Annotated in this window: 28 protein-coding genes; 18 read left to right on the top strand and 10 right to left on the bottom strand. The window is 64.0% G+C overall.

Annotated features, from left to right (window positions below):
* Positions 1 to 75 precede the first annotated feature (75 nt).
* Genes IVB45_RS21925 through IVB45_RS21915 form a run of 3 tightly spaced genes read right to left on the bottom strand, consistent with a single transcriptional unit; the run spans position 76 to position 3,438 of the window.
* A complete protein-coding gene (locus tag IVB45_RS21925; RefSeq protein ID WP_247361733.1) occupies positions 76 to 1,680 on the bottom strand; it encodes an alpha-amylase family glycosyl hydrolase in 1,605 nt (534 codons plus the stop codon).
* Positions 1,681 to 1,707: 27 nt separating this feature from the next.
* Positions 1,708 to 2,250 (bottom strand): hypothetical protein, encoded by a 543-nt coding sequence (locus IVB45_RS21920; protein WP_247361731.1) that lies wholly within the window; start codon positions 2,248 to 2,250, stop codon positions 1,708 to 1,710.
* A 12-nt stretch (positions 2,251 to 2,262) separates the two neighbouring features.
* A complete protein-coding gene (locus tag IVB45_RS21915; RefSeq protein WP_247361728.1) occupies positions 2,263 to 3,438 on the bottom strand; it encodes a zinc-dependent alcohol dehydrogenase in 1,176 nt (391 codons plus the stop codon).
* Positions 3,439 to 3,611: 173 nt separating this feature from the next.
* On the opposite strand from IVB45_RS21915, the gene IVB45_RS21910 reads away from it, so the two are divergent.
* Positions 3,612 to 4,394, top strand: coding sequence for an SDR family NAD(P)-dependent oxidoreductase (locus IVB45_RS21910; protein WP_247361726.1), 783 nt, complete (start codon positions 3,612 to 3,614; stop codon positions 4,392 to 4,394).
* A gap of 343 nt (positions 4,395 to 4,737) precedes the next feature.
* Here IVB45_RS21910 and IVB45_RS21905 read toward each other — a convergent pair whose 3' ends face one another.
* Positions 4,738 to 5,142 (bottom strand): response regulator, encoded by a 405-nt coding sequence (locus IVB45_RS21905; protein WP_247362761.1) that lies wholly within the window; start codon positions 5,140 to 5,142, stop codon positions 4,738 to 4,740.
* A gap of 88 nt (positions 5,143 to 5,230) precedes the next feature.
* Here IVB45_RS21905 and IVB45_RS21900 point away from each other — a divergent pair, with 88 nt between their 5' ends.
* The 12 genes from IVB45_RS21900 (at position 5,231) to IVB45_RS21845 (ending at position 15,464) form a co-directional block, all read left to right on the top strand.
* Positions 5,231 to 6,238, top strand: coding sequence for a chemotaxis protein CheB (locus IVB45_RS21900; RefSeq protein WP_247286913.1), 1,008 nt, complete (start codon positions 5,231 to 5,233; stop codon positions 6,236 to 6,238).
* 8 nt (positions 6,239 to 6,246) lie between these two features.
* On the top strand, positions 6,247 to 6,513 hold the full coding sequence (locus tag IVB45_RS21895) for a hypothetical protein (protein ID WP_247286912.1): 267 nt from the start codon (positions 6,247 to 6,249) through the stop codon (positions 6,511 to 6,513).
* Positions 6,514 to 6,853: 340 nt separating this feature from the next.
* Positions 6,854 to 10,021, top strand: a complete 3,168-nt coding sequence (locus IVB45_RS21890; protein ID WP_247361723.1) for a CheR family methyltransferase — start codon at positions 6,854 to 6,856, stop codon at positions 10,019 to 10,021.
* Positions 10,021 to 10,767, top strand: coding sequence for a Crp/Fnr family transcriptional regulator (locus tag IVB45_RS21885; protein ID WP_247361720.1), 747 nt, complete (start codon positions 10,021 to 10,023; stop codon positions 10,765 to 10,767). Before IVB45_RS21890 ends, IVB45_RS21885 begins: the two co-directional genes overlap by 1 nt.
* 169 nt (positions 10,768 to 10,936) lie before the next feature.
* Positions 10,937 to 11,149 (top strand): hypothetical protein, encoded by a 213-nt coding sequence (locus tag IVB45_RS21880; protein WP_247807524.1) that lies wholly within the window; start codon positions 10,937 to 10,939, stop codon positions 11,147 to 11,149.
* Between the two features lie 254 nt (positions 11,150 to 11,403).
* Complete coding sequence (locus tag IVB45_RS21875) at positions 11,404 to 11,607, top strand: hypothetical protein (protein ID WP_247286906.1); 204 nt, start codon at positions 11,404 to 11,406, stop codon at positions 11,605 to 11,607.
* Entirely contained in the window at positions 11,604 to 11,813 is a 210-nt protein-coding gene (locus tag IVB45_RS21870) for a hypothetical protein (RefSeq protein WP_247361717.1), read from the top strand. The genes IVB45_RS21875 and IVB45_RS21870 overlap by 4 nt, the downstream gene beginning before the upstream one ends.
* A 79-nt stretch (positions 11,814 to 11,892) precedes the next feature.
* On the top strand, positions 11,893 to 12,969 hold the full coding sequence (locus tag IVB45_RS21865; RefSeq protein ID WP_247286903.1) for a flavodoxin family protein: 1,077 nt from the start codon (positions 11,893 to 11,895) through the stop codon (positions 12,967 to 12,969).
* Complete coding sequence (locus IVB45_RS21860) at positions 12,966 to 13,871, top strand: NAD(P)/FAD-dependent oxidoreductase (protein ID WP_247361714.1); 906 nt, start codon at positions 12,966 to 12,968, stop codon at positions 13,869 to 13,871. Before IVB45_RS21865 ends, IVB45_RS21860 begins: the two co-directional genes overlap by 4 nt.
* Positions 13,872 to 13,889: 18 nt before the next feature.
* Positions 13,890 to 14,834, top strand: coding sequence for a cation diffusion facilitator family transporter (locus IVB45_RS21855; RefSeq protein ID WP_247361711.1), 945 nt, complete (start codon positions 13,890 to 13,892; stop codon positions 14,832 to 14,834).
* Between the two features lie 101 nt (positions 14,835 to 14,935).
* Positions 14,936 to 15,265, top strand: coding sequence for a four-helix bundle copper-binding protein (locus IVB45_RS21850; protein ID WP_027567375.1), 330 nt, complete (start codon positions 14,936 to 14,938; stop codon positions 15,263 to 15,265).
* 10 nt (positions 15,266 to 15,275) lie between these two features.
* On the top strand, positions 15,276 to 15,464 hold the full coding sequence (locus IVB45_RS21845; RefSeq protein WP_247286900.1) for a hypothetical protein: 189 nt from the start codon (positions 15,276 to 15,278) through the stop codon (positions 15,462 to 15,464).
* A gap of 22 nt (positions 15,465 to 15,486) precedes the next feature.
* Here IVB45_RS21845 and IVB45_RS21840 read toward each other — a convergent pair whose 3' ends face one another.
* Positions 15,487 to 15,744, bottom strand: coding sequence for a hypothetical protein (locus IVB45_RS21840; RefSeq protein ID WP_007603214.1), 258 nt, complete (start codon positions 15,742 to 15,744; stop codon positions 15,487 to 15,489).
* Positions 15,745 to 16,032: 288 nt separating this feature from the next.
* Between IVB45_RS21840 and IVB45_RS21835 the strand changes: the two genes are divergently transcribed.
* Positions 16,033 to 16,407: a hypothetical protein gene (locus IVB45_RS21835; RefSeq protein WP_027567373.1), complete on the top strand. Its 375-nt coding sequence runs from the start codon at positions 16,033 to 16,035 to the stop codon at positions 16,405 to 16,407.
* A gap of 3 nt (positions 16,408 to 16,410) precedes the next feature.
* Here IVB45_RS21835 and IVB45_RS21830 read toward each other — a convergent pair whose 3' ends face one another.
* Positions 16,411 to 17,715 carry a polysaccharide deacetylase family protein gene (locus tag IVB45_RS21830; RefSeq protein WP_247361709.1) on the bottom strand — a complete coding sequence of 435 codons (1,305 nt, stop codon included), beginning with the start codon at positions 17,713 to 17,715 and terminating at the stop codon, positions 16,411 to 16,413.
* A 177-nt stretch (positions 17,716 to 17,892) separates the two neighbouring features.
* On the bottom strand, positions 17,893 to 18,666 hold the full coding sequence (locus IVB45_RS21825) for a polysaccharide deacetylase family protein (protein ID WP_247362757.1): 774 nt from the start codon (positions 18,664 to 18,666) through the stop codon (positions 17,893 to 17,895).
* A 116-nt stretch (positions 18,667 to 18,782) separates the two neighbouring features.
* On the opposite strand from IVB45_RS21825, the gene mgtE reads away from it, so the two are divergent.
* From mgtE to IVB45_RS21805, 4 genes are all read left to right on the top strand, one after another.
* Entirely contained in the window at positions 18,783 to 20,204 is a 1,422-nt protein-coding gene (gene mgtE / locus IVB45_RS21820) for a magnesium transporter (protein ID WP_027567370.1), read from the top strand.
* A 161-nt stretch (positions 20,205 to 20,365) separates the two neighbouring features.
* The gene (locus IVB45_RS21815) at positions 20,366 to 20,683 is read left to right on the top strand and encodes a helix-turn-helix domain-containing protein (RefSeq protein ID WP_027567369.1); all 318 of its coding nucleotides are present in this window, start codon (positions 20,366 to 20,368) and stop codon (positions 20,681 to 20,683) included.
* Between the two features lie 171 nt (positions 20,684 to 20,854).
* On the top strand, positions 20,855 to 21,673 hold the full coding sequence (locus IVB45_RS21810; RefSeq protein WP_247361707.1) for an aldo/keto reductase: 819 nt from the start codon (positions 20,855 to 20,857) through the stop codon (positions 21,671 to 21,673).
* A 49-nt stretch (positions 21,674 to 21,722) separates the two neighbouring features.
* Complete coding sequence (locus tag IVB45_RS21805) at positions 21,723 to 22,724, top strand: hypothetical protein (protein ID WP_247361705.1); 1,002 nt, start codon at positions 21,723 to 21,725, stop codon at positions 22,722 to 22,724.
* Between the two features lie 495 nt (positions 22,725 to 23,219).
* On the opposite strand, the gene IVB45_RS21800 is transcribed toward IVB45_RS21805, so the two are convergent.
* The 3 genes from IVB45_RS21800 to IVB45_RS38815 are packed head-to-tail and all read right to left on the bottom strand — an operon-like array spanning position 23,220 to position 25,533.
* Complete coding sequence (locus tag IVB45_RS21800; protein ID WP_027567366.1) at positions 23,220 to 24,272, bottom strand: HlyD family efflux transporter periplasmic adaptor subunit; 1,053 nt, start codon at positions 24,270 to 24,272, stop codon at positions 23,220 to 23,222.
* Positions 24,269 to 24,970, bottom strand: a complete 702-nt coding sequence (locus tag IVB45_RS38820) for a glycosyltransferase family 2 protein (RefSeq protein WP_253075390.1) — start codon at positions 24,968 to 24,970, stop codon at positions 24,269 to 24,271. The genes IVB45_RS21800 and IVB45_RS38820 overlap by 4 nt, the downstream gene beginning before the upstream one ends.
* On the bottom strand, positions 24,970 to 25,533 hold the full coding sequence (locus IVB45_RS38815; RefSeq protein ID WP_253075389.1) for a glycosyltransferase family 2 protein: 564 nt from the start codon (positions 25,531 to 25,533) through the stop codon (positions 24,970 to 24,972). Before IVB45_RS38815 ends, IVB45_RS38820 begins: the two co-directional genes overlap by 1 nt.
* Positions 25,534 to 25,898: the final 365 nt, after the last annotated feature.

Raw genomic sequence — 25,898 nt, 5'->3', positions numbered from 1 at the left:
CTATTCAGCCTCCGGCAGGGGGGACGTCGGAAGCGTTGAATGAGACTCGCTGACACGTGGATGGTTCCTCGGGCGTCATCTTGGCTCGAGTTCGATGATCACGCCTTCATTGCCGCGGAGCAGGATGGTGGCGCCCGGCAGCGGCTCGGACGGCAGGTCCAGATGCGTCGACATCAGCAAGCGGCCGCGACCTTGCCAGTGACATTTCCGCGGCTCGGCGGCAATGTTGAGCGCGACCAGAATGTCGTTGCCGCCGTCCGTCCGCGTGTAGGCAAGAACATCGTTCTGCGAGCGCAGCGGCTCGTAGCCGCCGTGACGCAGGCACGCCTGCTCGTGCCGCAGCGTCATCAGCGCGCGAAACAGCGCCAGGATCGAACGCGCATCGCGCCGCTGCCCGGCCACGTTGGCGGCGCCGTCAGGCGGCTCCAGCGGCAGCCATGGGTCGCCGGTGGTGAAGCCGCCGTTGGTGCTGTCGTCCCAACGCATCGGCGCGCGTTCCGGATCGCGGCAAAGGCCGTAGCCCGGCACGAGCTTCTCGAAGGGATCCCGAACGCGGTCGGACGGAATGGGAACGCGCTTGCGGCCGATCTCGTCGCCCATGAAGAAGAACGGCGTTCCCCGCAGCGTCATCAGCAGCATCTCCAGTACCCGCATCTGCGCGTCGCCGATTTTGCTCGCAATCCGCTGCTTGTCGTGACCACCGATCACCCAGACTGGCCATGCATGATCCGGGATGGCGTTGTAATACGCGTCGATCGTCGCTTGCAGCGACAGTGCGTCCCAGGGGGCGTCCAGCAGCGCGAAATTGAGCGGCAGATGCAGGCGCGGTCGGTCGTTGCCGTAGAAGTGGCCGATGCGGTCGGTCTTGCCCTGGACCTCACCGCACAACATCCGCCCCGGATAGCCGTCGATCACCTCGCGGATGAATTCGATGCAATCCATCGTCTCCGGCCGATCGTCGGTAAAGACAGGCGTCTGGCGCTGCGGCGGCGGCTTGCCTTTGGCTTGCGGGTTATGCGGATTGTCGCGCAGCAGCGCGTCCTTGATCAGGACGGCGCTGGCATCGACGCGAAAGCCGTCGACGCCGCGATCGAGCCAGAAGCGCATGACATCGGCGATCGCGGCGCGCAGCTGCGGGTTGCGCCAGTTCAGATCGGGCTGCTCGACCAGGAAGGAATGGTAGTAATATTGCCGCCGCGCCTCGCACCATTCCCAGCCGCTGCCGCCGAAGCGGCTCAGCCAGTTGTTGGGCGGACCGCCATTCTCGGCTGCGTCGGCCCAGATGTACCAATCGGCCTTCGCGCTATTCCGTGAGCTGCTGCTCTCGACGAACCATGCGTGATCGTTCGCAGTATGGTTGGGCACGAGATCGAGGATCACGCGGATCCCCGCCGCGTGCAGGGCCTTGAGCAGGCGGTCGAACGCCTCGAGGCTGCCGAACGCAGGGTCGATGGAGCAGTAGTCGGAGATGTCGTAGCCGAGGTCGCGGAACGGACTCTTGTAGATCGGCGTCAGCCACACCGCGTCGACGCCGAGCCATTTCAGATAGTCGATCCGTGATGTCAGGCCGGCGAGGTCACCCTTGCCGTCGCCGTCCGAGTCCTGGAACGAGATCAGTGCGATTTCGTAGATGACGGCGGATTCCCACCACGCACCTTCGTTACGGGACGCCTCGTTCATTGCTTTGCATTACCTCGTCGTGCTTCCTCAAGTCCGTCCCGCGGTGGCGTTCGCTGCGATCTGCTTGGCCGCGGTTCGGGCGCTCTCGATGCCTTTGGGAAAGCCGCTGCGGTTCGGATACAGCTTGCGCCGGGCGTCGCGCGGCGGCCGCCGCGGCTTGGTGTCCTGCGCGGCGCGGTAGTCGAGCATCGCGATTCCGCCGACCATCAGCAGCGCCAGAGCGATATTGCCCTTTTTGGGATTATCCGCGGTCAACCCGGAAAGCAGCGCGGCGGCATCGAGGCCGTCGCCGCCGACGCGGGCCCACAGGCCGGCGTTCTTCTCGACCGAGAGCGTCGTGATCCCGGCCAGGATCTCGCGCACGCCGAAGGCGCGGACCAGCGTCTCATGGCCTTCCATGCCCAGCGTTTCCGTGACCCGCCGTGGCGCGAAGAATTCGACGACGCCGAGGCCGATGCTGAACCAGCCGAGCGCGCGGGCGAGCTGGTCTTCGGGGCGCTTCAGGCTCGGGCCGCCCTCGACGATCTTCGGATCGCCCTTGGTGCGAACGATGTTGGAGAAATGAAACATGGATCTTGCTCCTCAGGGCTTCAGCACGACCTTGACGCAGGAGTCGCGCTTGTCGCGAAACACCTGATACATATCGGGGCCTTGGCTGAGCGGGACGGTGTGGGTGATGACGAAGGACGGATCGATCTGGCCTTCCTCGATGCGATGGAGCAGGTCGTCGGTCCAACGGTTGACGTGGGTCTGGCCGGTGCGCATCGTCAGGCCCTTGTTCATGAAGGCGCCCATCGGAAGCATGTCGGAGAATCCGCTGTACACGCCCGCCACCGAAAGGATGCCGCCGGGACGGCAGACATAGATCATCTCGCGCAGCACATGCGGCCGGTCGCTCTCCACCATCACCATCTGCTTGGCGCGGTCGAGCAGCGTGTCGGGCAGGGAGGCCATCACATGCGACTCCATCCCGACGCAATCGATGCATTTCTCGGGGCCTCTGCCGTCCGTGAGCTCCTCGAGCCGCTCCAGGACGCTTTCGTTCTCGAAATTGATGGTGGTCGCGCCGCCGGCTTCGGCCATGCTGAGCCGTTCAGGCAGGCAGTCGATCGCGATAACCTGGTTGGCGCCGAGCAGGATGGCGCTGCGGATCGCCATCTGCCCCACCGGACCGCAGCCCCAGATCGCGACCGTATCGGTCGGCTCGATGTCGCATTGCACGGCGGCCTGCCAGCCGGTCGGGAAGATGTCGCTGAGGAACAGCAATTGCTCGTCGGGAATTCCGGCGGGCACCTTGATGTGGGTGGCGTCGGCAAAGGGCACGCGCAGATATTCGGCTTGGCCGCCGGGATAGCCGCCGGTCAGATGCGTATAGCCGAACAGGCCAGCGCCGGAATGACCGAACACCTTTTCAGCGAGATGGCGCTTGCGGTTGGTGGTCTCGCAGACGGAGAAATTGCCGCGCTTGCACTGGTCGCATTCGCCGCAAATGATCGTGAAGGGCACGACGATGCGGTCGCCCTTCTTCAGCTTGCCATCAACCCCCGAGCCGACCTCGACCACTTCGCCCATGGTCTCGTGGCCCATGATGTCGCCGGGCAGCATGCCCGGTATGTAGTTGTGAAAGAGGTGCAGGTCCGAACCGCAGATGGCACAGCTCGTGACTTTAATGATCGCGTCGCGCGGATCCTGAATCTCGGGATCGGTGACGGTGTCGCAGCGAATGTCTTCCTTGCCGTGCCAAACCAGCGCCTTCATCTCTGTCCTCCCGCGAGCTACGAGGCATCCAAGTCGAACAGCGGACGATGGTTGCTATCGCACGGTGCAGAATCTTTGCGCCGCACCAGAGTGCGTCCCCGATAGGAACGAGCGGCCACCGCGGTGATTGGAGCGTCATCAATCCCACTCAAGGACTAGCGAAGGATACGCTCATGGCCGCGAACCAACTTGCAGTCGTTACCGGCGCCTCCACCGGCATCGGCCTGGAACTCGCCAGATGTTGTGCCCAAGGAGGCTTCAACCTTGTCATCGCTGCCGATGAGCCCGAGATCGAGAGGGTAGCCGTGGATCTCCGCAGGCTCGGCACCAGCGTCGAGGCGGTCGAGGCCGATCTCGCCACCACCGAAGGCGTCGACAAGCTCTGCGCCGCGGTCGGCGACCGGCCGATCGACGCGCTGCTGGCCAATGCCGGCGTCGGCCTCGGTAAGGCCTTCCTTGACCAGGATTTTGCCAGGATCAAGCACCTTGTCGACACCAACATCACCGGCACGCTGTATCTGATCCATCGCGCCGGCAACGAGATGCTTCGCCGCAATTCGGGCCGTATCCTGATCACGGGCTCGATCGCTGGATTCACGCCGGGCAGCTTCCAGGCGGTCTACAACGCCAGCAAGGCATTCCTCGATTCATTCTCGTTCGCGCTCCGCGAGGAGCTGCGCGACAGCGGCGTCACCGTCACCTGCCTGATGCCGGGCGCCACGGAAACCGAGTTCTTTCGCCGCGCCGACATGATGGACACGAAGGTCGGCACCGAGCCGAAGGACAGCGCCTACGACGTCGCGAAGGCCGGCTTCGACGCCATGTTGCGCGGCGAGTCCGACGTCGTGACCGGAATGAAGAACAAGATCCAGACCACAATCGCCAACGTCACGCCCAACGAGATGTTGGCCAAGCAGCATCGCAAGATGGCGGAGCCGGGCACGGCGAAGTCGTAGAACGATGCCGTCGCAATCTAGGCTGAGGGCCCCGCCGCTCCCGCGGATCGACAAAGGAGGAATCCGATTCACATAGCCTAATGCGCCTGGCTTCCCAGTCCGCCAGATTGGTTGGGCTGGAGAAGGGGGCTGTGATGCCGATGGATCGCGTCGAACAGGCCTTTATCGCAACGGCAATCACGGGTTTTCTGGTGATGATGGCGGCGATCGTCTGGATGATGATGGGCTAATGGCGGGGAGGGCTGCTGATTTGCGGATCGCGTTGCCCTATGCTGCGGTGCTCCTGTGCCTGGCGGTGACCGCTTGGCTCGCTTTCGCGCATCTGTTCTGATCGCCGTTCGGCTCACCGCTGCGGGTCGGCGATCAGTGCGGCCAGCCTGTGGGCCATCGCCGGCAGATCGATCGGTTTCTCCAGGATCAACACGTCGTGGAATTCCGGACTGATCGTGACCTTGTCGTATCCGGTCGTGAAGAGGAACGGTATGTTCCGTGCCTTCAGTTCGCGCGCGACAGGAAAGATCATCTCGCTGCGGATGTTCACGTCGAGCACGGCGGCATCCAGGATGCTGCCGTCGTGCAGGATCCTGAGTGCGTCCGCGAGATCGCCGACGGGGCCCGCCACGTCTGCGCCGAGCGCGCGACATGCCTTGCCAATGTCATCGGCGAGAAAATATTCGTCCTCGACAACGAAGATCCGCCGCCCGCTGAGCGGCGGCAGCGGATCTGACGACGTGGGCGATATCACCATGACGCCTCCCATGCCTTCCTTTCCGGTCCGTAGGAACATAGGGCGGTGACCCGCCTTGGTACAAACGTTACAACCGAAAGTGGGTTCCATGAGCAACCGCGACATCATCGTCATAGGTGGCTCGGCCGGCGCGACCGCACCGCTGAAGCAGATCCTGGGCCGCCTGCCGCCGGATCTGCCCGCGGCGGTGTTCATCGTGCTGCACATCCCGGCGCAAGGCATCGGCATTCTCTCGACGGTCGCCAGCAGCGCCGGCCCGCTCCCGGTCCGGCAGGCCGAAAACGGCATGAAGATCGAGCCGGGCCAGGTTTATCTGGCCGCACCCGACCATCATCTGCTGCTGTCAGAGGATCGCGTGTTCCTCGGGCGGGGTCCGCGCGAGAACATGGTGCGGCCGGCCATCGACGCCTTGTTTCGCTCGGCCGCCATCAATTACGGCCCGCGCGTGATCGGCGTGCTGCTCAGCGGCCTGTTGTCCGACGGTGCGGCCGGTCTCAACGCGATCAAGCGTTGCGGCGGGATATCCGTGGTTCAGGACCCCTCGGACGCCATCGCCGATGAGATGCCAAGGAGCGCCCTGGAGGCCTCCATCATCGATCTTTGCGTCCCAGGCGCCGGAATGGGTGATGTCCTGTCCGATCTCACCAGGGAAGTTGCCGGCGCCGCGCTGCCGATCCCGCCGGAGATCCGGCTCGAGGTCGAGATCGCGGCCGGCGAGCGGATCGGCAGTGACAAGCTCATCTCGGTGGCTGATCCGGTTGCGCTGACCTGTCCGGCATGCGGGGGGGTGCTGTCCGAGATTAAGGAAGCGCACCCGATGCGCTTCCGTTGCCAGGTCGGTCACGCCTACACCGCCGACATCCTCGCCAAGGAGCAGGAAGGGCAAGTGGATGAAGCCCTGCGGGTCGCGCTGCGTATCATCGAGGAGCGGGCGGAGCTAGTGCAGCGCATGGCCGCCGACGGCCGGCGCAGTGGCCGGCCCGCGGTTGCCGAGATGTACCAGGCGCGGGCTGCCGAATATCGCGAATATGCCGACATGATCCGGCGGGTTGTGCTAAAGTCGCTCGATCCTCCGGTTCGCAACCGGGAGGCTTGAGGGTCGCCATGAACATTTCCCTCGCCGAATGGACCGAGCAGCTCGATACCGAGCGCCGCCATCTGATCAAGGCCGATCGTGATATCGATGAGGGTTGGCAGCGCATCCGAGACCAGGAGGATCGGATTCGTGCACTCAGTGCCGGCAGCCATGAGGCGGCCCTGGCGGAGCGGTTGGCGGAGGCCCTGAAGCAGACCCTGACCGAATGGCTGCGCCATCGTGTCCTGATCGAGCAGCGGATTGCCTATCTTCGGCAGCAAGTCGGTCCGGAGTGATCAGGGCGGCAGGCTGCCCGAAATCTGCACCGAGCTCATACATGAAGTCGAGTTGCCGCTCGGCGTTGCGGCGCAAACGATCGTTCTCGCGGAGCAGCCGGCGGGCGGTCGCGGTGGCATCCTCGGCCCGCCTGATCAGGGCCGCGAGTTCGTCGGACGTTTGCATCATAGGACTCCTGCCGCACGCAACTATGGGCCCGTGGTCGGGAATTGACAACGACGCTCGCTGTATGGAACGCAGCGTGACATTTCCGCCTTTCACCTGTTGAGATAACGTCAATTCTGCTATTGCGGCGAGCGGGCATCCGGTCCCGGCACTGAATGAGAGCCACCGAAGACCATGCATGAAGTCGGCGACCAGTCGGTCGAAAGAGAGCGCCAGATCAACTCCCCGCTGATCATCGGGGTGGGTGCCCCGCCGACCGCTCTGGGCAGCATCGAACGCTTCTTTGGCAAGTTGACCCTTGGGGCCGACCAGGCCGTCGTGCTGGCGCTTCAACATCATGAGGCGCTCGATGAACCCCGGCTGCGCCGGATCGTGCAGAATTCCAGCGGCGGCAAGGTCGCCGACATCAGCGACGGCCAGACCATCGAGGGCGGCACGATCTACCTATGCCCGCCGGCGATGATCACCACCATCCGTGGCGGGCGCTTCGCAGTCCGAGAGGCCGAGCAGGCGCCGGGTGAGCGGGCCACCATCGACAGCTTCCTGGTGTCGCTGGCTGAAGAACGCGCCGAGCAATCGATCGGTGTGATCCTGTCAGGCATCGGCGGCGATGGCACGCTGGGTACTGCGACGCTGAAGGATCACGGTGGTCTCGCGATCGCCGAAAAAGGCGCGAGCGACGAGGCGGATCATCTGAAGGACGCCGATACGCCGGCCGCGATCGCCGACTACGTGCTGACCGCCGAAGACATCGCCGAGCACATCCAGGTCTATGCCCGTCATCTGCGGCGGCTGGAAGAGAAGCAGGGGTTCGACGAGGTCTTGGCCGCTGCGGCGACCTCGCTGTCGCGCATTGCCGACGTCCTGCGCAGCAAGACCGGCAATGATTTCCACGGCTACAAGCAGAATACCTTTCTGCGCCGCGTGCAGCGACGCATGCAGGTGGTTCAGATCGCCGATATTTCCGCCTATGTCGATTTCCTGCGCAACGACCAGGACGAGGTGCAGCACCTCTTCAACGATCTCTTGATCGGCGTCACCGAATTCTTCCGCGACAAGCGCGAATTCGAGGTGCTGGAGAGCCAGATCGTCCCGAAGATCTTCGAAGGCAAGACCGCGGGCCAGCAGGTTCGCGTCTGGGTGCTCGGCTGCGCCACTGGAGAGGAGGCCTATTCGATCGGTATCCTCCTGCGCGAGCACATGGCAAAAATGGACTCCGCGCCGCAGGTTCAGATCTTCGCTACCGATATCGACGGGCGGGCGCTGGCGACCGCTCGCGTCGGACGCTACCGCACCAAGATCGAGGCGGACATGACCAGCGAGCGGCTGGCGCGCTGGTTCGTGCGCGAAGGTGACACCTATTGCGTGGTCAAGGAGCTGCGCGAAATGTGCATCTTCTCGCAGCATAACGTGATCAAGGACGCACCGTTCTCCAAGCTCGATCTCGTCTCCTGCCGCAACCTGCTGATCTATCTCAATGCCGAACTGCAGAACCGGGTGATCCCGCTATTCCATTTCGCACTTCTGCCGGATCGCTACCTGTTCCTCGGCAATTCCGAGAACGTGACGCGGCATCCAAAATTGTTCGTGCCGATCGACCGCCGCGCCCGCATCTTCAAGAAGCTCGAGACCGGAACGCGGCTGCCGCCGGAATTTCCAATCACGACCGCTGCGGGGAGGGCAACCCTCGAGGTGGTGCCGGCGCGCTCGTTCCGCCCCGACGTCGGGCTGGAGCGCCGCGCGCAGCGGGTCGCGGAACGCTACTCGCCGGCCTATGTCATCATCGACGGCAATTTTCAGGTCCTGCATTTTTCCGGGCGCACCGGCCGCTTCATCGAACCGACGGCAGGGGTCGCTACGCTAGACCTGCTCCAACTCGTCCACCGCGATCTCCGCCTGGAACTGCGCGCGGTGCTCAGTCGCGCGACGGAGACCAACGAGGCCGCCCATGTCGTGCAGGTGCAACTCGGCGCCAACGGCCATCGCATTCTCGTCGACATCACGGTGGAGCCGATTCAGGATGGCGGCAGTGGCCACCGCAATTTCGTCGTCCTGTTCAAGGAAGGCCCGGTCCGCGCCATTGATCCCGAAGAGGGCCAGCCCAATGCGCTGGTGCAGACCGAGCATGTGGAGCGTATCGAAGGCGAGCTGCGGGCGACGCGGGAGCGCCTTCAGGCGACCATCGAAGAACTCGAAAGCACCAACGAGGAGCTGAAGTCCTCGAACGAGGAATACCAGTCGCTCAACGAAGAGCTTCAGTCCGCAAACGAAGAGCTCGAAACCTCGCGCGAGGAACTGCAGTCGGTCAACGAGGAGCTGACCACCGTGAACGGCGAGCTGGCCCACCGCGTCCAGGAATTGACGCGCGCCACCAGCGACCTCGAGAATTTCCTGGAGAGCACCCAGATTGCGACCGTGTTCCTCGACAACGATTTGCGGGTGATGAACTTCACGCCGGCGATCACGCAAATTCTGCATCTCGTCGAAACCGACACGGGCCGTCCCATCGCGCATATCAAGGCGCGCATCCCGATCGAGGAGCTCTATGACGACATTCGGGGCGTGCTGCGCACGCTCGCCATCGCCGAGCGCGAGCTGAGGGACCCCGACGGCGGCACGCGCTACATCGTGCGCATCCTGCCCTATCGCAGTATCGACAATTTCATCGCCGGGGTCGTCATCACTTTCGTCGACATCACCGCCATTACCCGCGCCGAGGAGCGGCAGCGCCTGCTGCTGGCCGAGCTCCAGCACCGCGTCCGCAACACGCTCGGCGTGGTGCGCTCGATCGCGCGTCGCACGGCCGATACGAGCTCGACGGTCGAGGAGTTTGCTTCCCACCTCGACGGCCGGCTGAACGCATTCGCCCGTACCCAGGCGCTGGTGACCCGCGACCCCGAGGGCGGCGTTGATCTCGAATACCTCGCGGTCGAGGAGCTGCTGGCCTATAATGCGAGAGAAGGCGAGCAGGTGCGTGTCAGCGGGCCCACGGTGCGTTTTCACTCCAAGGCCGCGGAAACCTTCGCGCTTGCCATTCACGAGCTCGCGACCAACGCGCTGAAATATGGCGCCCTGAGCCGGCCGACGGGTCGCATCGAGATTTCCTGGCGCATTGAGCAGGGCACCGAGCCGGCGGAGCTGGTATTCGAGTGGCGGGAGCGCGGTGGGCCGCCGGTTGCGCCGCCGCCGCACAAGGGATTTGGGACCGAGCTCCTGGAGCGCACACTCGCGTTCGAGTTCAAGGGGCAGACCACGATGGCATTCAATCCGAGGGGACTGGAATGCACGATCGCCATTCCCCTCAGCAAGCGCGCGTTTCATACACCGGCGGTAGCCAACTGATGCCCTTGTCGACGCTAGATCGCAGCCTGCTGGATCCGGTCATTCGCCGGCTGAACGTGCTGAGATCGTTGTCGGCCGAGGCCCGCACCTCGCTTGAATACGCAATGCTCGAGGGAATCCAGCGCGCAGGGGCGGGCGAGGATCTGATCTCGGAGGGCGATCCGGTCGACAGCGTGCGCCTGGTGCTGTCGGGCTGGCTCTGCCGCTACAAGACGCTCGAGGATGGTCGGCGCCAGATCGTCAATTTTCTCTTTCCCGGCGAGAGTTGCGACGCGCACGCGTTCCTGCTGTCGGTGATGGATCATTCCATCGCGGCGATGACGCCGGTCGTCTACACCGAAATCAAGCGCGCGCGGTTCGAGAGTCTGGTGGCGGGCGACCGTGGGCTCGCGGAAGCGTTCTGGTGCGAGACGCTCGTCAACAACGCGATCCAGCGCGAATGGGCCATCAACCTCGGCCGCCGGGTGGCCTTTGAACGCGTGGCCCATCTGTTCTGCGAAATCATCGAGCGGCTGCGTCCTGTCGGCATGGTCGAGGGCAATTCCTGCGTGATGCCGGTGACGCAAATGGATCTTGCGGACGCCACCGGCCTGTCGGTGGTCCATCTCAACCGCACGGTTCAGGAGTTGCGTGCCTCCGGCTTGATCGTGCTGCGCGATCGCACGCTGACCATCACCGATCTCGATGCGCTCAAGGACGCGGCGCTGTTCTCGCCGAGCTATCTGCAACTCTATCGACGGGCCTAAGCGCTTTCTCGCCTGGGAACGGTCGTTGGTCCCGTATCCGATCGGGTGTTCCGAGGTACTTGATCCAGGTTAGTGTTCGCGGCTGTTTTTGAGCGGACGGCTGGTTTTGAGCAACTTACGTAACTTACGTAAAGGCGCCTTCGTCGCGAAGCTTTTATACTCTCGCTCCATGAACGACGTCCTCCTTTCCCGCGCTGAGCGCGCGATCGAAGCAAGCCGCGTCCTTCGGGCGCAGCACAGAGCGGTCGCGGATCAGCTTGAAAATGCGAAGCGCGAGGTGCGCCGCGTGGTGATGGAAAGTGCGATGTTGCGTGCCGAGCTCAAGGCTCTTCGCGACGATCGCGAAGAGCAGCCCGCCCAACACCTTGTGCCGCCGGAATAGGAGCCGACGAAGTGAACGTGCAGCACGCGCCCGGATGGCGCCCCGCTGCGCGCGTCCGGCGCTGCTCGGCCGCTGTCCTTCGCACCGCAAAATCACGCACCGTTAACTTACTGAAATGCAGGAACCTGCGGTTGCGGCCGAAGCTCCGAACACTGCCGGTCTGGGCCGCCCCAACCGGCACGAAACTCCGGCCCCGGCGCCGACCTCCCGCCGGGGCCAATTTCCTTCCATCCAAAGGGTTTTGTGAAAGTACAATGACCGCCAAACGCAACCGCAGGAAACAAACCCAATCGCTCCAGGAGCGATTAGCGGCATTCGCCGAAACCGCCCGCGAGCGCGCGCGCAGCCTGCCGCCCGGCAAGGAGCGCGACATGCTGCTTCGGCGCGCCATGCAGAACGAAGTGACCTCGAACCTGACGGACTGGTTGAGCGAACCCGTCTACCCGAGACGAGGATGATGATGATGCGGAGCATCAAGCACTACCGCGCTTTCCAGATCGATCCAGACGGGCATGTGTTTGGATGCATCAACCTGGTCTGCGACAATGATGAGCAGGCCAAGCGCGAGGCCGCCTCGCTCGTGCTGGTGCACCGCATCGAACTGTGGCGGCTGGACCAGCGCATCGCGCAATTCGATGTGCCGCTGGAAGTTGTTCGCCAGTAGAGCGACGAGAGGAGAGCGACGAGGAACCGCGCGCTGCGCCCCGGGTTGGTCGACTGTACCGACCTCGCGAGGAGCCAGCATGACGGAAGCCGACATTCGCAAGGGGATGCCGCCCGTCAAGCTCTCGCGCGAGGCCTTCGAGCGCCGCTACCGGAGCCGGTTCGTCGATCCCGCCTTTGCGCCGCTCCAGCGCGAGCTCGACGCGATCGTCGGCGCGGCCTGGGATGCCTACAGCGGTTCACGCAAGGCCCCGCTGACGCGAAAGGCGGGCGCGGGATTCGCCGATCCCGGTTACGACATCGCCGTCGACTGGCTTGATGCGCGCGCGAAGATCCTGGCGGCGCAGCGACGCCATGACGATGCGGACGAGACGCCGCGCATCCTGATCATCAACGGCTCGGCCCGCAGCGAGCACACCTGTCCCGGCGAGATGTCCAAGACCTGGCGTCTGGTCGAGCTCGCCGAGCCGGTCTTTGCCGAGCTTGGCTTTGCCGTCGACATCCTCGATCTGTCGCGCCTGGCTTCGGAGTTCGGCAAGACGATCCATCCCTGTAAATCCTGCGTCGGAACCGCGATGCCGCTCTGCCACTGGCCGTGCAGCTGCTATCCGAACTATTCGCTGGGCCAGACCGACGACTGGATGAACGATATCTATCCGCTCTGGGTCGCGGCCCACGGCATCCTGATCGTGACGCCGGTGAACTGGTATCATGTCCCCGCCGGACTGAAGGCGATGATGGATCGCATGGTCTGCGCCGACGGCGGCAATCCCGATCCAACCTCGACTCACGGCAAGAAGGCGGACGAAGCCAAGGCGCTGGAGCTGAAGGGCTGGTCCTATCCGCGCCATCTCGCCGGCCGTCATTTCGGCCTCGTCGTTCACGGCGATGCGGTCGGTGCCGAGGGTGTGCGCCGGGCCTTGTCGGATTGGCTGACCGACATGCAGCTGATCTCGGCGGGCCGCTTCGCCGAGCTCGATGGCTATGTCGGCTACATGGAGCCATACGCCACCTCGCATTGCGACCTCGACGACGACAGGGCATTCCAGACAGAGGTGCAGAACGTCGCGCGCGCACTCGGCAATGCGGTCCGCCTGGCGCGGAGTGGACAGCTTCGCGAGCCCGGTGCGGGCCTGTCCGATCCAAACCCAAAATGACGGCGAATGATCAGCCGTATGATTGCCTGATCGTCGGCGGCGGCCCCGCCGGGCTGATGGCTGCGATCTACCTCGCGCGATTTCGGCGCCGCGTCTGTGTTGTGGACGCAGGCGCGAGCCGGGCGGCGCTGATCCCGCGCAGTCACAATGTGCCGGGCTTCGTCCACGGCCTGTCCGGCACCGACCTGCTCGCGCGCATGTCCGCGCAACTCGGCGAGCTCGCGGTCACGCGCGTTGATGCCGAGGTCACCGGCTTGCGACGACACGATCACGGTTTTCAGGCGATCTGGAACGGCGGCGCGCATACGGCCGCCACCGTCATCCTTGCCAGCGGCATCGTCGACGTCCATCCGCCGTTCGACGAATGGCGCGCGGCGGTCGCGGACGGGCTGTTGCGCTACTGCCCCGTTTGCGACGCCTACGAGGCGATCGGCCGTCGCATCGGCATCGTCGGTCCGCTTCACCGCGCCGCCGGCAAGGCGCTCTTCATGCGCGGCTACTCGCGCGACGTAACGTTGCTGGCAACGGGCGAGGATGACGGGAAGGCCGCCGCACCGGAGCTGAATGACGCGGGTGTCGAGATCGTCGTCGCCCCCGGCCTGCGCCTGAGGCGGAGAGACCACGGAGTCGAAGCCGTCTTCGCCGACGGCCGGACGGCGCAATTCGAGATGGTCTACCCGGTGATGGGTGCGGAGGTGCGCTCGCATCTTGCGATGAAGCTGGGGGCCGAACATACCGGGGAGGGTTACCTGAAAGTCGACGACCATCAGCGCAGCTCGGTCGATGGGCTCTACGGGATCGGCGACGTCGTCACCGACCTGCACCAGATCTCGGTCGCGTTCGGCCACGCCGCGCTCGCCGCCTGCACCATCCACCACAGCCTGCCGCGGCGGCTGGCATGAGGAACGGGGTATCGGACATTGGCAACAGAATCATCCTCGAAGACCGCGGTCTATGCGGCACTCTTCGGCAATGTCCTGGTCGCGGTCACGAAGATCGGCGCCGCCGCCTGGACGGGAAGTTCGGCCATGACGAGCGAAGCGGTGCATTCGCTCGTCGACACGACCAACGAGATCCTGCTGCTCTACGGCTACCGGCGCGCGAGCCGTTCGCCCGACGAATCCCATCCGCTCGGCTATGGGCGCGAGCTGTATTTCTGGAGCTTCATCGTTGCGCTGCTGATCTTCGCCCTGGGCGCCGGTGTCTCGCTGTATCAGGGCATTCTGCATGTCGCCGCACCCGAGCCGATCGAAAGTCCGATCGTCAGCTTCGTGGTGCTCGGGCTGTCGTTCCTGTTTGAAGGCGGCTCCTGGCTGGTTGCCCTGCGGCGCTTCAGTTCGGACGGCCAGCGGTTCGGATATTATCAGGCCTTCGTTCGCAGCAAGGATCCTCCGGCATTCATGGTGCTGCTCGAGGACAGCGCGGCGCTGGTCGGCATCGCTATCGCCGCTGCGGCCACCGCGGCGGCCGTATGGCTGCGCCAGCCGGTCTGGGATGGGATCGGCTCGATCCTGATCGGGATATTGCTGGCGATCGTGTCGATCGGTCTCGCGCGCGAGAGCAAGAGCCTGCTGATCGGCGAGCCTGCCGATCCGGAGCTTGCGCGATCGGTCCTCGACATCGCAAGACGTTCGCCCGGCGTTCTCAGGGCCAACGGTCTTCTGACGGTGCAACTGTCGCCGGTCGAGGTCGTTGCGGCCCTCAGCATCGAATTTGCGGATGACAAGCGCGCCGACGACATCGAGCGATGCGTCGTTTCGATCGAGGCCGAGATACGCAAACGCCATCCAAGCGTGGCGGCGCTGTTCATCAAGCCTCAGACCGATGCTCGCTACCGGGCGGTGCGCGCAAGGCGTTACGGCTAGTCTTGCGAGGTTCCCCCTAAGCCACAATCGGCAGGACGGCAGGAACGATCACAACGTTCCACTGGTTGATCGGTGCAGGGGGCGAGCATTGGAGACACCGGATGGCTCAATCCGAAGACATGACGCGCTGCATCGCGCTCTGCATGAGCTGCTATCAGACCTGCCTCGGCACTGCGATGAACCATTGCCTCGAAACCGGCGGTAAGCACGTCGAGCCCAAGCATTTCCGCCTGATGATGGCGTGCGCCGAAATGTGCCGGACGGCGGCGCATTTCATGCTGATCAACACGCCGCATCACCGGCACACATGCGGCGAATGCGCCGAAATCTGCAGCGAATGCGCCGAGGATTGCGAGCGGGTCGGCGGCATGGAGGAGTGCGTCGCCATGTGCCGCTCCTGCGCACAATCCTGCCGTGCGATGGCGGCCTGAGGACAAGCCCATGCTGGAAGAGAAACTCACGGAAGCCATCGTCGAGGAGCTGAAGCGGCAGGCGGCGAACCGGCCGCAATCGCTGAAGGTCGAACGCGCGGACGACGCGAAAGCCTCGGAGGAGCTGATCGTCAACGGCAAGATCGACTTGGCCGCGCTGGTCATGGTGATCGCCGGATCTGTCGCCGGCGGACCTTAGGTCCGGCCGGTCAACGGCGCTCTCAGCCATACTCTTCGCCGATGCCGTATTCCCGGTAGATCTCCAGCGGATCGAGGTCGGGAAACAGCCGGCATTTGGCCTGGGCGAGATGCAGGCTCACCGCCGCCGGCTCCTTGCCGTTCGAGAGCATCTTGCGGATGTCGTCCATATGCGCGCTCGGCTGGTGCTTGGTGTCGAGCTGTTCCAGCGCGACTAAGGCAGTCGCCAGCGCCTCGGTCAGAACCCAGTCGTCGTGGCCGGTGATTCCCTTCTTCGGCATCGGCAGACCCCACATGTGGCGGCCCCAGTCTATCGGGACTTCCGCCAAATCTCCAAGGAGCCGTTGCAGCCAACAGGCGCGCGGAAGGCACCGGCGGCCTTGCTCCGGCTTGCATTATGGCCGGCCGTGGCTAAAAGGCGGCATTGCAGGGGCAATAGTATCTTTGTTGAAACAAAGTTGGCGTAGACGGGCCTGCATGGCATTCAGGCCGGCTGTTCCGGTCTGGGCTCCTGATCCCCGCATTTGCAACACGGTCCGGTTGCGCCACCCTCCAAGGCTTGAGCCCGCATGGTCTTTTTAAGCTTCGTCTATCGCTTCGTGACCAACTTCGCATTCATGGCGATGGTCTATTTCAGCCTGAATTTCATGGAGAAGTACCAGAACCGGGCGATCATCGCGATCCTGGTGCTGGTCTATACCGGCATGCGCGCAGCTTCGACGCTGCGGGCGTTCTACTTCTACCAGAAGATCGAGCGGCTGGAGGCTGAGACCAAGCGGCTGCAAGGGCCGATCAATGACGGCGCGGGCGGAACGAACGCGCGCAGGCAGGTCGTGGTTGACGTCGCCCGGCTGCGGCGCGACGGCGAGGTCAAGTCCTATATGGACCTGTTCTTCCTGGCGCTGATCGTCTTGCTCTGCGTCGCCAACATCATGCGACAGTAAGCACTACTGCGCGCGCTTCTTCAGGCTCGCCACACGGGTCGGGCGCGGCGCGGCGCTCTTGGGCGCAGTGCTCTTGGGGGCAGCGCCCTCGGCCTCTGCGGCATGCTTCGGTGTGCCATGAACAGCGTGCGCGGTGCGGGGAGCGCGCGACTTGCCCGCTTTGCTCTTGGCCGCGCGGGGCGTCTCGGCTGCCATCGCCAGGCGCGTCGCGGCGCGCCGCGACAAGGTCGTCGACAGCAGCACCTCGACCGAGCCTTCCGGGATCGCAAAGAGATCGCGGCCAGGCACGGGCAGGGTGGCCGCGACATTGGCGAGCGCCATGGTCTTGTGCGGCAGCAGCGGTTGGTGCGCGGCCTGTGCGTTGAGGTCGGCCAGCGAGGGCGCCGGAAGCATCTTGGTCTGCGCGAACACGAAGTTCGGCACGGCCGGCCAGCGCGCGATCGGTGTGGTCTCGGTCGGCGGATGCAGCAGCCATTCGACCGGCGTTGTCGGCGTCGCCGGCTGCTCGGGGGTCGCGGGCACCACATGCACGATGCGATAGCCGCGCGCCTTGAGGTCGCGGATGATCTTCGGCAGCGCCGCCACTGTGCGGGCCTGGATGTCGTGCAGCAGCAGGATCCCCTTGCCCTTGGCCTCAAGCCGCTGGATTGCGAGCTGATAGACGCGATCGGACGACACATGGCGCCAGTCGTCGGCCGGGAAATCGGCGCTCCAGACCTGGATCCCGCGCGAGATCAGCACGTTCTCGACGCCGTCGGCGCGCATCAGGCCGGGAATGCGGAAGAACGGCGCGAGCTTGGACGGATCGGTCATTGCGGCCGATGTCCACTCGATGCCGCCATTGATCTGCGCCTCGGCCTTGTCGAGCGGCATCCGGTCCATTGTGAGCGGATGGTTCATGCTGTGCGTGCCGACGGTATGGCCCGCTGCGACCAGCTTGCGCACGCCTTCCGGGTTCGCCTTGGCCTGTTCGCCAATGATGAAGAAGGTCGCCTTGATGCACTCGTCGGCGAGGATCTGCAGCACCTGGTTGGAATATTTCGGCAACGGACCGTCGTCGAAGGTCAGGACGACTTCATGGTCCTTCAGCGGCAGCGTCTCGCGGTACTGCATGGTGCCGATGCGGGGATGCTCGTGCGGATCGACCACGAGCGTGCGGGAGGTCCCGAGTGCGTCCGGATGGCCGGGGCAGTCGGCCGCAATGGCCGGCGAGCCGATGGTCAGGACACCCAAAAATCCGCCGAGGAATCCGCCAAAGCAAAGGACGATCCACGATCGCGTCCGAGCAACAACGCTACTTCCGATCATGAACCCCGTCTGCCTCTTAAGCGATTGCCGCCATAGTAGGTCGGAGACATCAGCAAACGGTTCAGGCGCAAGAGCCTTTGCCGTTGCAAGTCCCCTCAATACTTGCATGGCGTAGCATGAACAGACTGTTAATAGGGCCCAAATCACCCCATTTTGCGCCGGCGTGACATTCCGGCATCAATGCGCGTCGGCACTCTTCTGCGATGTGCCCGCCGGCACGACGTGCACCACCCGATAGCCGTTCTCCCTCAGATACCGCAGGAAGGCCGGCATGATCGCGGCCGTGCGCGCTTTGGGATCGTGGAACAGGATGATCCCCTTGCCGGCGGCGGCGAGCCGCTCGGTGACGAGCTTCAATTCCTGCTCCGGCGTCATCTCGTTCCAGTCGCTGGCCCACAGGTCAGCCCCAAACACGACGATGCCGCGGGACTGCAGCAGGTCGAGCTCGGCTTGGGTGGCCTCGAAATAGGGAAACCGGAAGAACGGCGTCGAGGGTGTCGTCGTCGGCGTGCCGTGCAGCGCCATCTCGTCGGCGGCAATGCCGCGGTCGATCTCGCTCTTCGCCTTGTCGAGCGGGATCCGCGCCATGAACGGATGCGAGAAGGTGTGGTGGCCGATGCTGTGGCCCTCGTGGGCGATGCGCTTGACCATGTCGGGGTGTTCCGAGGCGTGCAGGCCGATCAGGAAAAAAGTCGCGCGCACGCATTCCTGCGCCAGCGCCGCCAATACCTTCGAGGTCGTCGGCGGATGCGGTCCGTCGTCGAAGGTCAGCACGACCTCGTGATCGGCGAGGGCCAACGTCTGCGGAAAGCTCTTCAGGCCCACGCGCGGCGTGGTCTTGGCGTCGACGCTCAGAATGCGGGAGGTGCCGAGCGCGTCCTTGCGCGGGCACTCGGCGGCTTCAGTCGAGGCGATGCCGGTGAGGGCCGCGAGGGCTGCGCCGGCCGCCATCGAGGTCCGCCTCAGTCGAAGCATCTTTGTCATTGCGCTCGGAGTTGCCTTGTGGGTATTGCCTGAACCAACAGCTCAGACCACTCGTTCCAACCTGTCGGACGGCGAGGCGCGCCATGGATGAACATCTGGACGGTGCCGCGTCTGCCGCGGAATCGGTACTCGACCACGTGCCGATGCGCAATGAAGACGGCGAAATTCGTCACGAATTCGTCGCGGAAATTGCCCATGCGATCGAGGCCGGCGACAGCGCCGCGCTGCGCGCCTGCGTTGCTGAGCTGCACGAGGCCGATCTCGGCGATCTCATCGGGGCTCTCGAGCCAGACGATCGGGTCCGCCTGGTCGAGCTGACAGGGCGCGATTTCGACTTCTCCGCGCTGAACGAGCTCGACGAGGGCGTGCGCGAGGAGATCCTCGAGGAACTGCCGCCGCAGACGGTCGCGGAAGGTGTGCGCGAGCTCGAATCCGATGACGCGGTCGAGCTGCTGGAAACGCTCGATCAGGCCGATCAGGAGGAGATTCTCGAGAAGCTGCCGCTCAAGGAGCGCGTCGTGCTCGAGCGCAGCCTGCTTTATCCGGAAAACTCCGCCGGCCGCCGGATGCAGACCGAGTTCATTGCCGTGCCCCAGGATTTCACCGTGGGACAGGCGATCGACTACATGCGCGAGACGCCGGATCTGCCCGACCGCTTCTACGAGATCTACGTCGTCGACAAGGAGCAGCACTGGCAGGGCGCGGTCTCGCTCGACGTGCTGCTGCGTGCCCGCCGCCCGGTGGCGCTTGCCGAGCTGACCGACGAGGATCGCCGCCGCGTCTCCGTCCTGGAGGACCAGGAGGAGGTGGCGCGCATGTTCGGCAAGTACAATCTCGTCGCGGCCCCGGTGCTCGACACCCAGGACCGCCTCGTCGGCGTGATCACCGTCGACGACGTTGTCGACGTCATCGAGGAAGAGGCGGACGAGGACCTCAAGGCGCTCGGCGGCGTCAACAGCGACGAAGAGCTGTCCGACACGGTGTTCACCATTGCACGCGCGCGGTTCAACTGGCTGCTGGTCAATCTCGCCACCGCCTTTCTGGCGTCCTCCGTGCTTGGCCTGTTCGAGGGCCAGCTCGAGAAGATGGTGGCGCTTGCCGTGCTGGCGCCGATCGTCGCAAGCCAGGGCGGCAATGCCGCGACCCAGACCATGACGGTCGCGGTGCGGGCGCTGGCGACGCGCGAGCTCGGCTCCTCCAATGCATGGCGCGTCGTGGTGCGCGAGGGCCTGGTCGGCCTCGTCAACGGTCTCGCCTTTGCCGTGATCACGGGCGTTGCCGCGGTGGCCTGGTTCAGGATCCCGGGCCTCGGCATCGTCATCGGGCTCGCCATCATCGTGAACCTCTTCGCCGGCGCGCTCGGCGGCATCCTGATCCCGATGGCACTCGAACGTGTGCGAGCCGATCCGGCGGTGGCGTCAGGCACGTTCGTGACAACGGTCACCGACGTCGTCGGCTTCTTCTCCTTCCTGGGAATTGCGACCTTGTGGTTCGGGCTCAGGTAGGAGCTATTGAAATCCGTAGCCTGGATGGAGCGAAGCGTCATCCGGGCCGCCGGGTCGGCTCCAGAGACGCCCCGGATTGCGCTGCGCTCCATCCGGGCTACTGGCCATCATCTTTAATTCGAACTTAAGCGGCCTGCCGCATCATCGCCTTGCTTGGGGGAATGAGCATGCGTGTGCGGCTGAAGGCGGACGGACGGATTGTCGAGTTGCGGGACGGGCAGGAGTTTCCGGTCCAGCCATTTCCAATCCAGCCGGTACCCAACGCAGCGCCGGCCGAAGCCAGCTCGCTCGCCGTGCGCGATTTGCGGCGCCGCGCCTGCCTGACGCAGATGGAGTTCGCGGCCAAGCTCGGCGTTCCCGTCGAGACCATCCGCAACTGGGAGCAGGGCAAGCGGGCCCCGCGGGGACCCGCCCGCGCGCTGCTCGCCGTGATCGCGCATGCGCCCGACACCGTGTTCCAGGCGCTCGCCAAAGCCTGAGCTCAAAGCCTGACGTCATAGCTTGAGTCAGGGCTTGGCGCGAACCTCCCGTTAGCATTGCGCCGAAGATCCGGCTCGGCCGCCGACGTCGCCCGTTGGCAGTGTCGCCAGCCGGGTTCATAATGGCGCCTGGATGATGATTTGGGGCGACCGCGACAGAGAGAATTCCTCATGCTGTTCGTCGAGACCAATGGCGCAAGGATACCGGCGATCGGGCTGGGAACCTGGGAGCTGAGCGGGCGCATGTGCGCGCGTGTGGTCGAGCAGGCACTGCGGCTCGGCTATCGCCACATCGATACCGCACAGGTCTACGACAATGAGCGCGAGGTCGGCGACGGCCTGCGCGCCTCCGGCGTGCGCCGCGACGACGTCTTCCTGACGACGAAGGTCTGGACCAATCATTTCGCGCCCCACGATCTCGAACGCTCGGTCAAGGAGAGTCTGGTGCGCATGCGGCTTCCCTCCGTCGATCTCTTGCTGCTGCACTGGCCCAATTCGCACGTGCCGCTGGAGGAGACGTTGGGCGCACTGTCGCATGCCAGGCGCATGGGCCTGACCCGCCACATCGGCGTCTCCAATTTCACCGTCGCGCTGATCGAACAGGCGGTGGCGTTGTCGCCGGAGCCGCTGGCCTGCAACCAGGTCGAATACCACCCTTATCTCGACCAGGCGAAGGTGAGGACGGCCTGCGATCAGCACGGGCTCGCCCTGGTCGCCTACAGCCCGATCGCCAGGGGGCGGATCAAGAGCGACCAGACGCTCGCCGAGATCGGGCGTCTGCATCACAAGACGCCGGCGCAGATCTGCCTGCGCTGGCTGCTGCAACAGAATGTCGCTGCGATCCCGCGCACCTCGCGCGTCGAACGCCTGTCGGAAAACATCGAGATCTTCGATTTCGAGCTTTCGGACGACGAGATGGCCCAAATCGCCGCGCTGGCCAGTCCCAAGGGCCGCCTGACCGATTTCGGCTTCGCGCCAAAATGGGATTGAGAGGGGGCTACCGTATGCTAGGACCAGCTTGGCAACCTGAAGTCAGGCGATGGAACTGCGGAAGATCATACGGACGGACATTGCAGCGTCGGCAATCGCCCATCTGACGCTGGTCGCGCTGATCATCGTGATCAGCGAAGTCCATCCGTTTCACGCCAGCCCGCCCGAATCGGTTTCCGTCAGCATCGTGACGCCGGAGCAGGTGAAGCAGGAGGAGGCCAAGGCCGAGGAGAAGGCCGAGGAAAAACTCAAGGCGAAGCCGCCGGAGCCGACCCCTGACCTGAAACTGCCGAAGCTGGATTTCACCGACAAGGACAAGGCGGCCGCCGCGCCGAAGCCCGAGGCGAAGCAGCAGGCCGCAGCACCGTCCTCGAAGCAGCAGGCCTCGCCCGAACAGCCGCAGCAAAAACAGCCGCAGCCACAGCCTTCACAGACGCCTCAGCAGCAGCGCGAGGCAAACACGCAGACGCAACCGCAGCCTCAACAGCCACAGCCTCAGCCATCGCAGTCGCCGCCGCCTCAGGCCATGCCGCAGCCCCCGACGCCGCAGCCCCCGGCGCCGCAACTCCGGCCGCAAGCGATGCCGCAGCCAGAGGCCGCGCCGCCCCCGTCCTATCAGGCGCCGGAGCCCGACGTCACCGTCAAGTACGGTGTCATGCTGGGCCTGCCGCCGGAATTGCCGACGGAGCTGCCGAAGGACGCCCCCAAGGACGATGGCGGCGATGCCAAGGATTCAATCGCGGCCAAGCTGCCGGCCGAAATCATCGCCGAGCTGCGCCGTCACTTGCGAAGCTGCGCCAAGCTGCCGGCGGGGGTCGCGCCGACCGACAACGTCAACATCAAGCTGCGCACGGTGCTCGCCACCGACGGCACGCTGGCGCGCGAGCCGATCCTGATCGAAGCCCCGCCGTCCGCGAAGGGCGTGGCGCTTGTGAAGTCGGCCATGAGCGCGCTTCAGGCCTGCCAGCCCTACAAGATGCTGCCGGCCGACAAATACGGGGAATGGAAGGTGATGGACCTGCCGTTCAGCCCACGGGATTTCGGCGGATAGCAGGTCATCATGTAGCCCGGATGGCTTGTCCGCCGTAGCTCTAAGAGCGAAGGCGGAAGCGAAGCGTAATCCGGGGCCGCTCGCCCGGCATTCGGCACCTTCCCGGATTACGCCGCTGCGCTCCATCCGGACTTGCTGCTCAGCGCATAGAATGACCGTACGTCCAACTTTGCGTCTGGCGACGGACAAGCCCGAGATCGCCGCTAGTCCTTACAAGCCAGCCGGAGCACACGCTGGGGACACCACCATCTCAACCCAACACCTTGTGCACCGCGCGCTAGTGCCCAGGATCTCGCATGCTGGGTCAGCCGACACAATGTCGCGGCAGCACTTCGGGCACGTATATCCCGCGATGCTTGGTGCGAAGTCATACTCCGGACCAACGTAGGCGCAGATCATGTGGTGGAATACCGGAAACGAGATCAGAGCGGATGAGCCGCAAGCCGGGCAATTCGTTTGAGTCCCTTCGATCTGCATGCTGCACCTCGCTCCCTCTCACAGCTCGTCGAGCCCGAATAGTCCCACCAGCACGGAAGCGATCCGCGCGCTGAGTTGCGTATAGTGCATGTGGACGTCGACGGCCGAGTTCAGCGCCGGGAGATGCGCGCCTGGGCTGAACCTAATTCGCGCGATTTGCGAGGCGGTACGCTCGCGCGCCACTGACGAGCCCGGTCCCGGGTACACATCTGACACCGGCAGGATTTCAATGATCTCGCCCAGAATTCGCCGGTTGCCGAACAGGACAAACACTTCGTTGCCGACTTTTGGATCGGACAGACGTTCGTTAGGAACGTACCAGTCGACGAAGACATCAGTGGGGTCGAGAATTTCTGCAATCGGAGTGCCCGCCACCAGCGATTGGCCGGCGCGCGCAGGATTGTTCGCGACTATGCCAGCTATGGGCGCGAAGACTCTCCCATCTGCAAAGCTGCTTTCAACCTTTTCGAGGCGATCACCGAGTTGCCGGCTGAATTCGTCGAGAGCGGCCAATTGAGTGCTGGCTTCGGCGGCTTCCGCCTCCTGCGAGACCACGGCTTTGTTCGCCAAGGCGCGCTCCCGGGACATGTCTATACGGTAATTCAGGCTCGCGGCTGATGAGTTTGCGATAAGTTCGACGGCTTCCTCAGCAAGCCGCAGATGTGAGCGCGCCGCGTCGAGAGATTCGCGCGCAACCCGGGCCTTGACACGCAGTTCCGCTCTGCGGCCGGCGATGTCCGCGAGCGAGCGCATATAGGTGGCGACAATTTCATCGTGCTGCGGAGACCGAACCCTTCCGATTTCTTCGCCGGCCTTGACCGATGCACCTCTCAGCACGGTGATGCTGTTGATCTGCACGATGTAAGGCAGTGAAATCAAATATCTTGGTGAGGACACGCTGCCCGGCCCGCCGAGATAGAGAATTGGCCTCCCGAAATAGACGACAAAGAATGCGAGTATGCCGAATACGATTGTCGCATAGGCGGCGCGGACAGCCCGTCCCGCCGCGCGCCGACGGCTCTCGATGGGGTCGGGGATATGGGGATCGAGTCGTGTTAGCGTGATGGTCATTTGGCCACTTCCTTCGTCCGATCGCCGAATAGTGCACGGCGAACGCGCGGCGGCACGAAATCATCGTTCCGCGACGAGGCAAAGATGATTTCCGAAGAGTAGGAAAAGAACCGCGCGCACTTCAGATAGACGCCTTGGTAAAGCGGAAAGATCAGCGCCATCTTCCAGCCGAAGGTTCCGACGGATCGATGGAATAGGGCGAACACAAGTGCCATATTGAAGACCGAGATCCAGAGCAGCAGCACGTATATCGCCGAAAGAAACAACACGGCATCCGAGCCGAACAACAGCACAATGTAGGCCAAGTAGAATGGCAGGCTGAGCGTCGGAACGAGATCGAAGACGATGAAGTCCAGCCGTTGGATTGTGTCCGGTAAACGCTCTAGCGGGTGGCGAAAACTCAGCTCGCCATACATCATGAAACGGATGCGCAGAGCATCGCGATCCCAGCGCGCGCGCTGGCGCAGCAGACTTATGCCGCTTGCGGGGGCGGCTGTTTCCGCCCAGGCGTCGGACACGAAGCGAATGACATAGCCGAGCCTGCGGAGCCGCAAGGTGTATTCCATATCCTCTCCCGGGCCGACGTCGAGCCCGCCCTGCTGCGCGAAAATATCCCGGCGATACATGGAACAGGCGCCGGACAGACACGCGATCGCATCCACCACGTCTAGGATCGACCGCCCCGCGGTGATCGACATCAGGTATTCGACGCTTTGAGTCCTGTCCATATCGAGTCGCGCTCGTTGCTGATCGCGATGCAGCAACTTGCGCCGGCGACGAGCGGATCGCTGAACGCAGCCGCGAGGCGCTCAACCGCGTTCGGTTCGAAGACAGTGTCGGCATCTACGGTCAAGAGAAGATCGCCGCGGGCAAACCGTGCTGCAGCGTTGATGGCGGCGCTGCGGCCGCAGCGCGTCCCATGGCAGATGACCATGTCAACCTGCCCCTGCGCTCTCGCCCGCTCCGCGACCGCACGTGTTTCGTCGGTGGAGCCGTCGTCGACGACGATGATTTCGACAGGTCGGAGGGTTTGCCGGCGCAGCGAACTGATCGAAGGAGCAAGCCCGGAGCCGCCGTTGAACGTCGGGATAATCACGCTTACCCTCGCTTGGCAAACCGTCCCACTGGCGCTTCGCCGCTTCGAGCTGAACAGAGCAAGAGACACCAACGATAAGGTGTAGCGGGGGATGTCGAATATCAGCAGCGAGAAGGCGAGTAGAAATAAACTCGTTCCGGCGAGCACTTCGACCATTTCGGACATGCCGCCACCTCCACTACGACAGGACCACTCCGAGCATCCGACCAAACAAGGTGCGCAAGGCAATTATCAGACCAGAAAATGAAGACCATCGCGTTGATGGTCGAGTGGTAAATTGCGTAAACATTTGCTTTTTGTGTTTGCGCTATTCACCTGCAGCGTCGGCTTCGTCAGTTGACGATGACCGGCTCTCGAAGGCTGATTGTTGGCGTGCCGGCATCAGCGTTGCAGTTGGAGTTGTTCCCCGCGTCGATAAATCCCACAAGGTGACCAGGTCCGTCCAACCTTTCAGGCGCAAGACGGCCTCAGTCTGGAAAGACTGAGGCCGGTGGGGGCGTCGATGTACCGTTGGGGTCGGTACTCCAGAA

It is taken from the genome of Bradyrhizobium sp. 4, from assembly GCF_023100905.1.
GTDB lineage: Bacteria > Pseudomonadota > Alphaproteobacteria > Rhizobiales > Xanthobacteraceae > Bradyrhizobium.
This window is presented reverse-complemented; position numbering and strand designations above follow the sequence as displayed.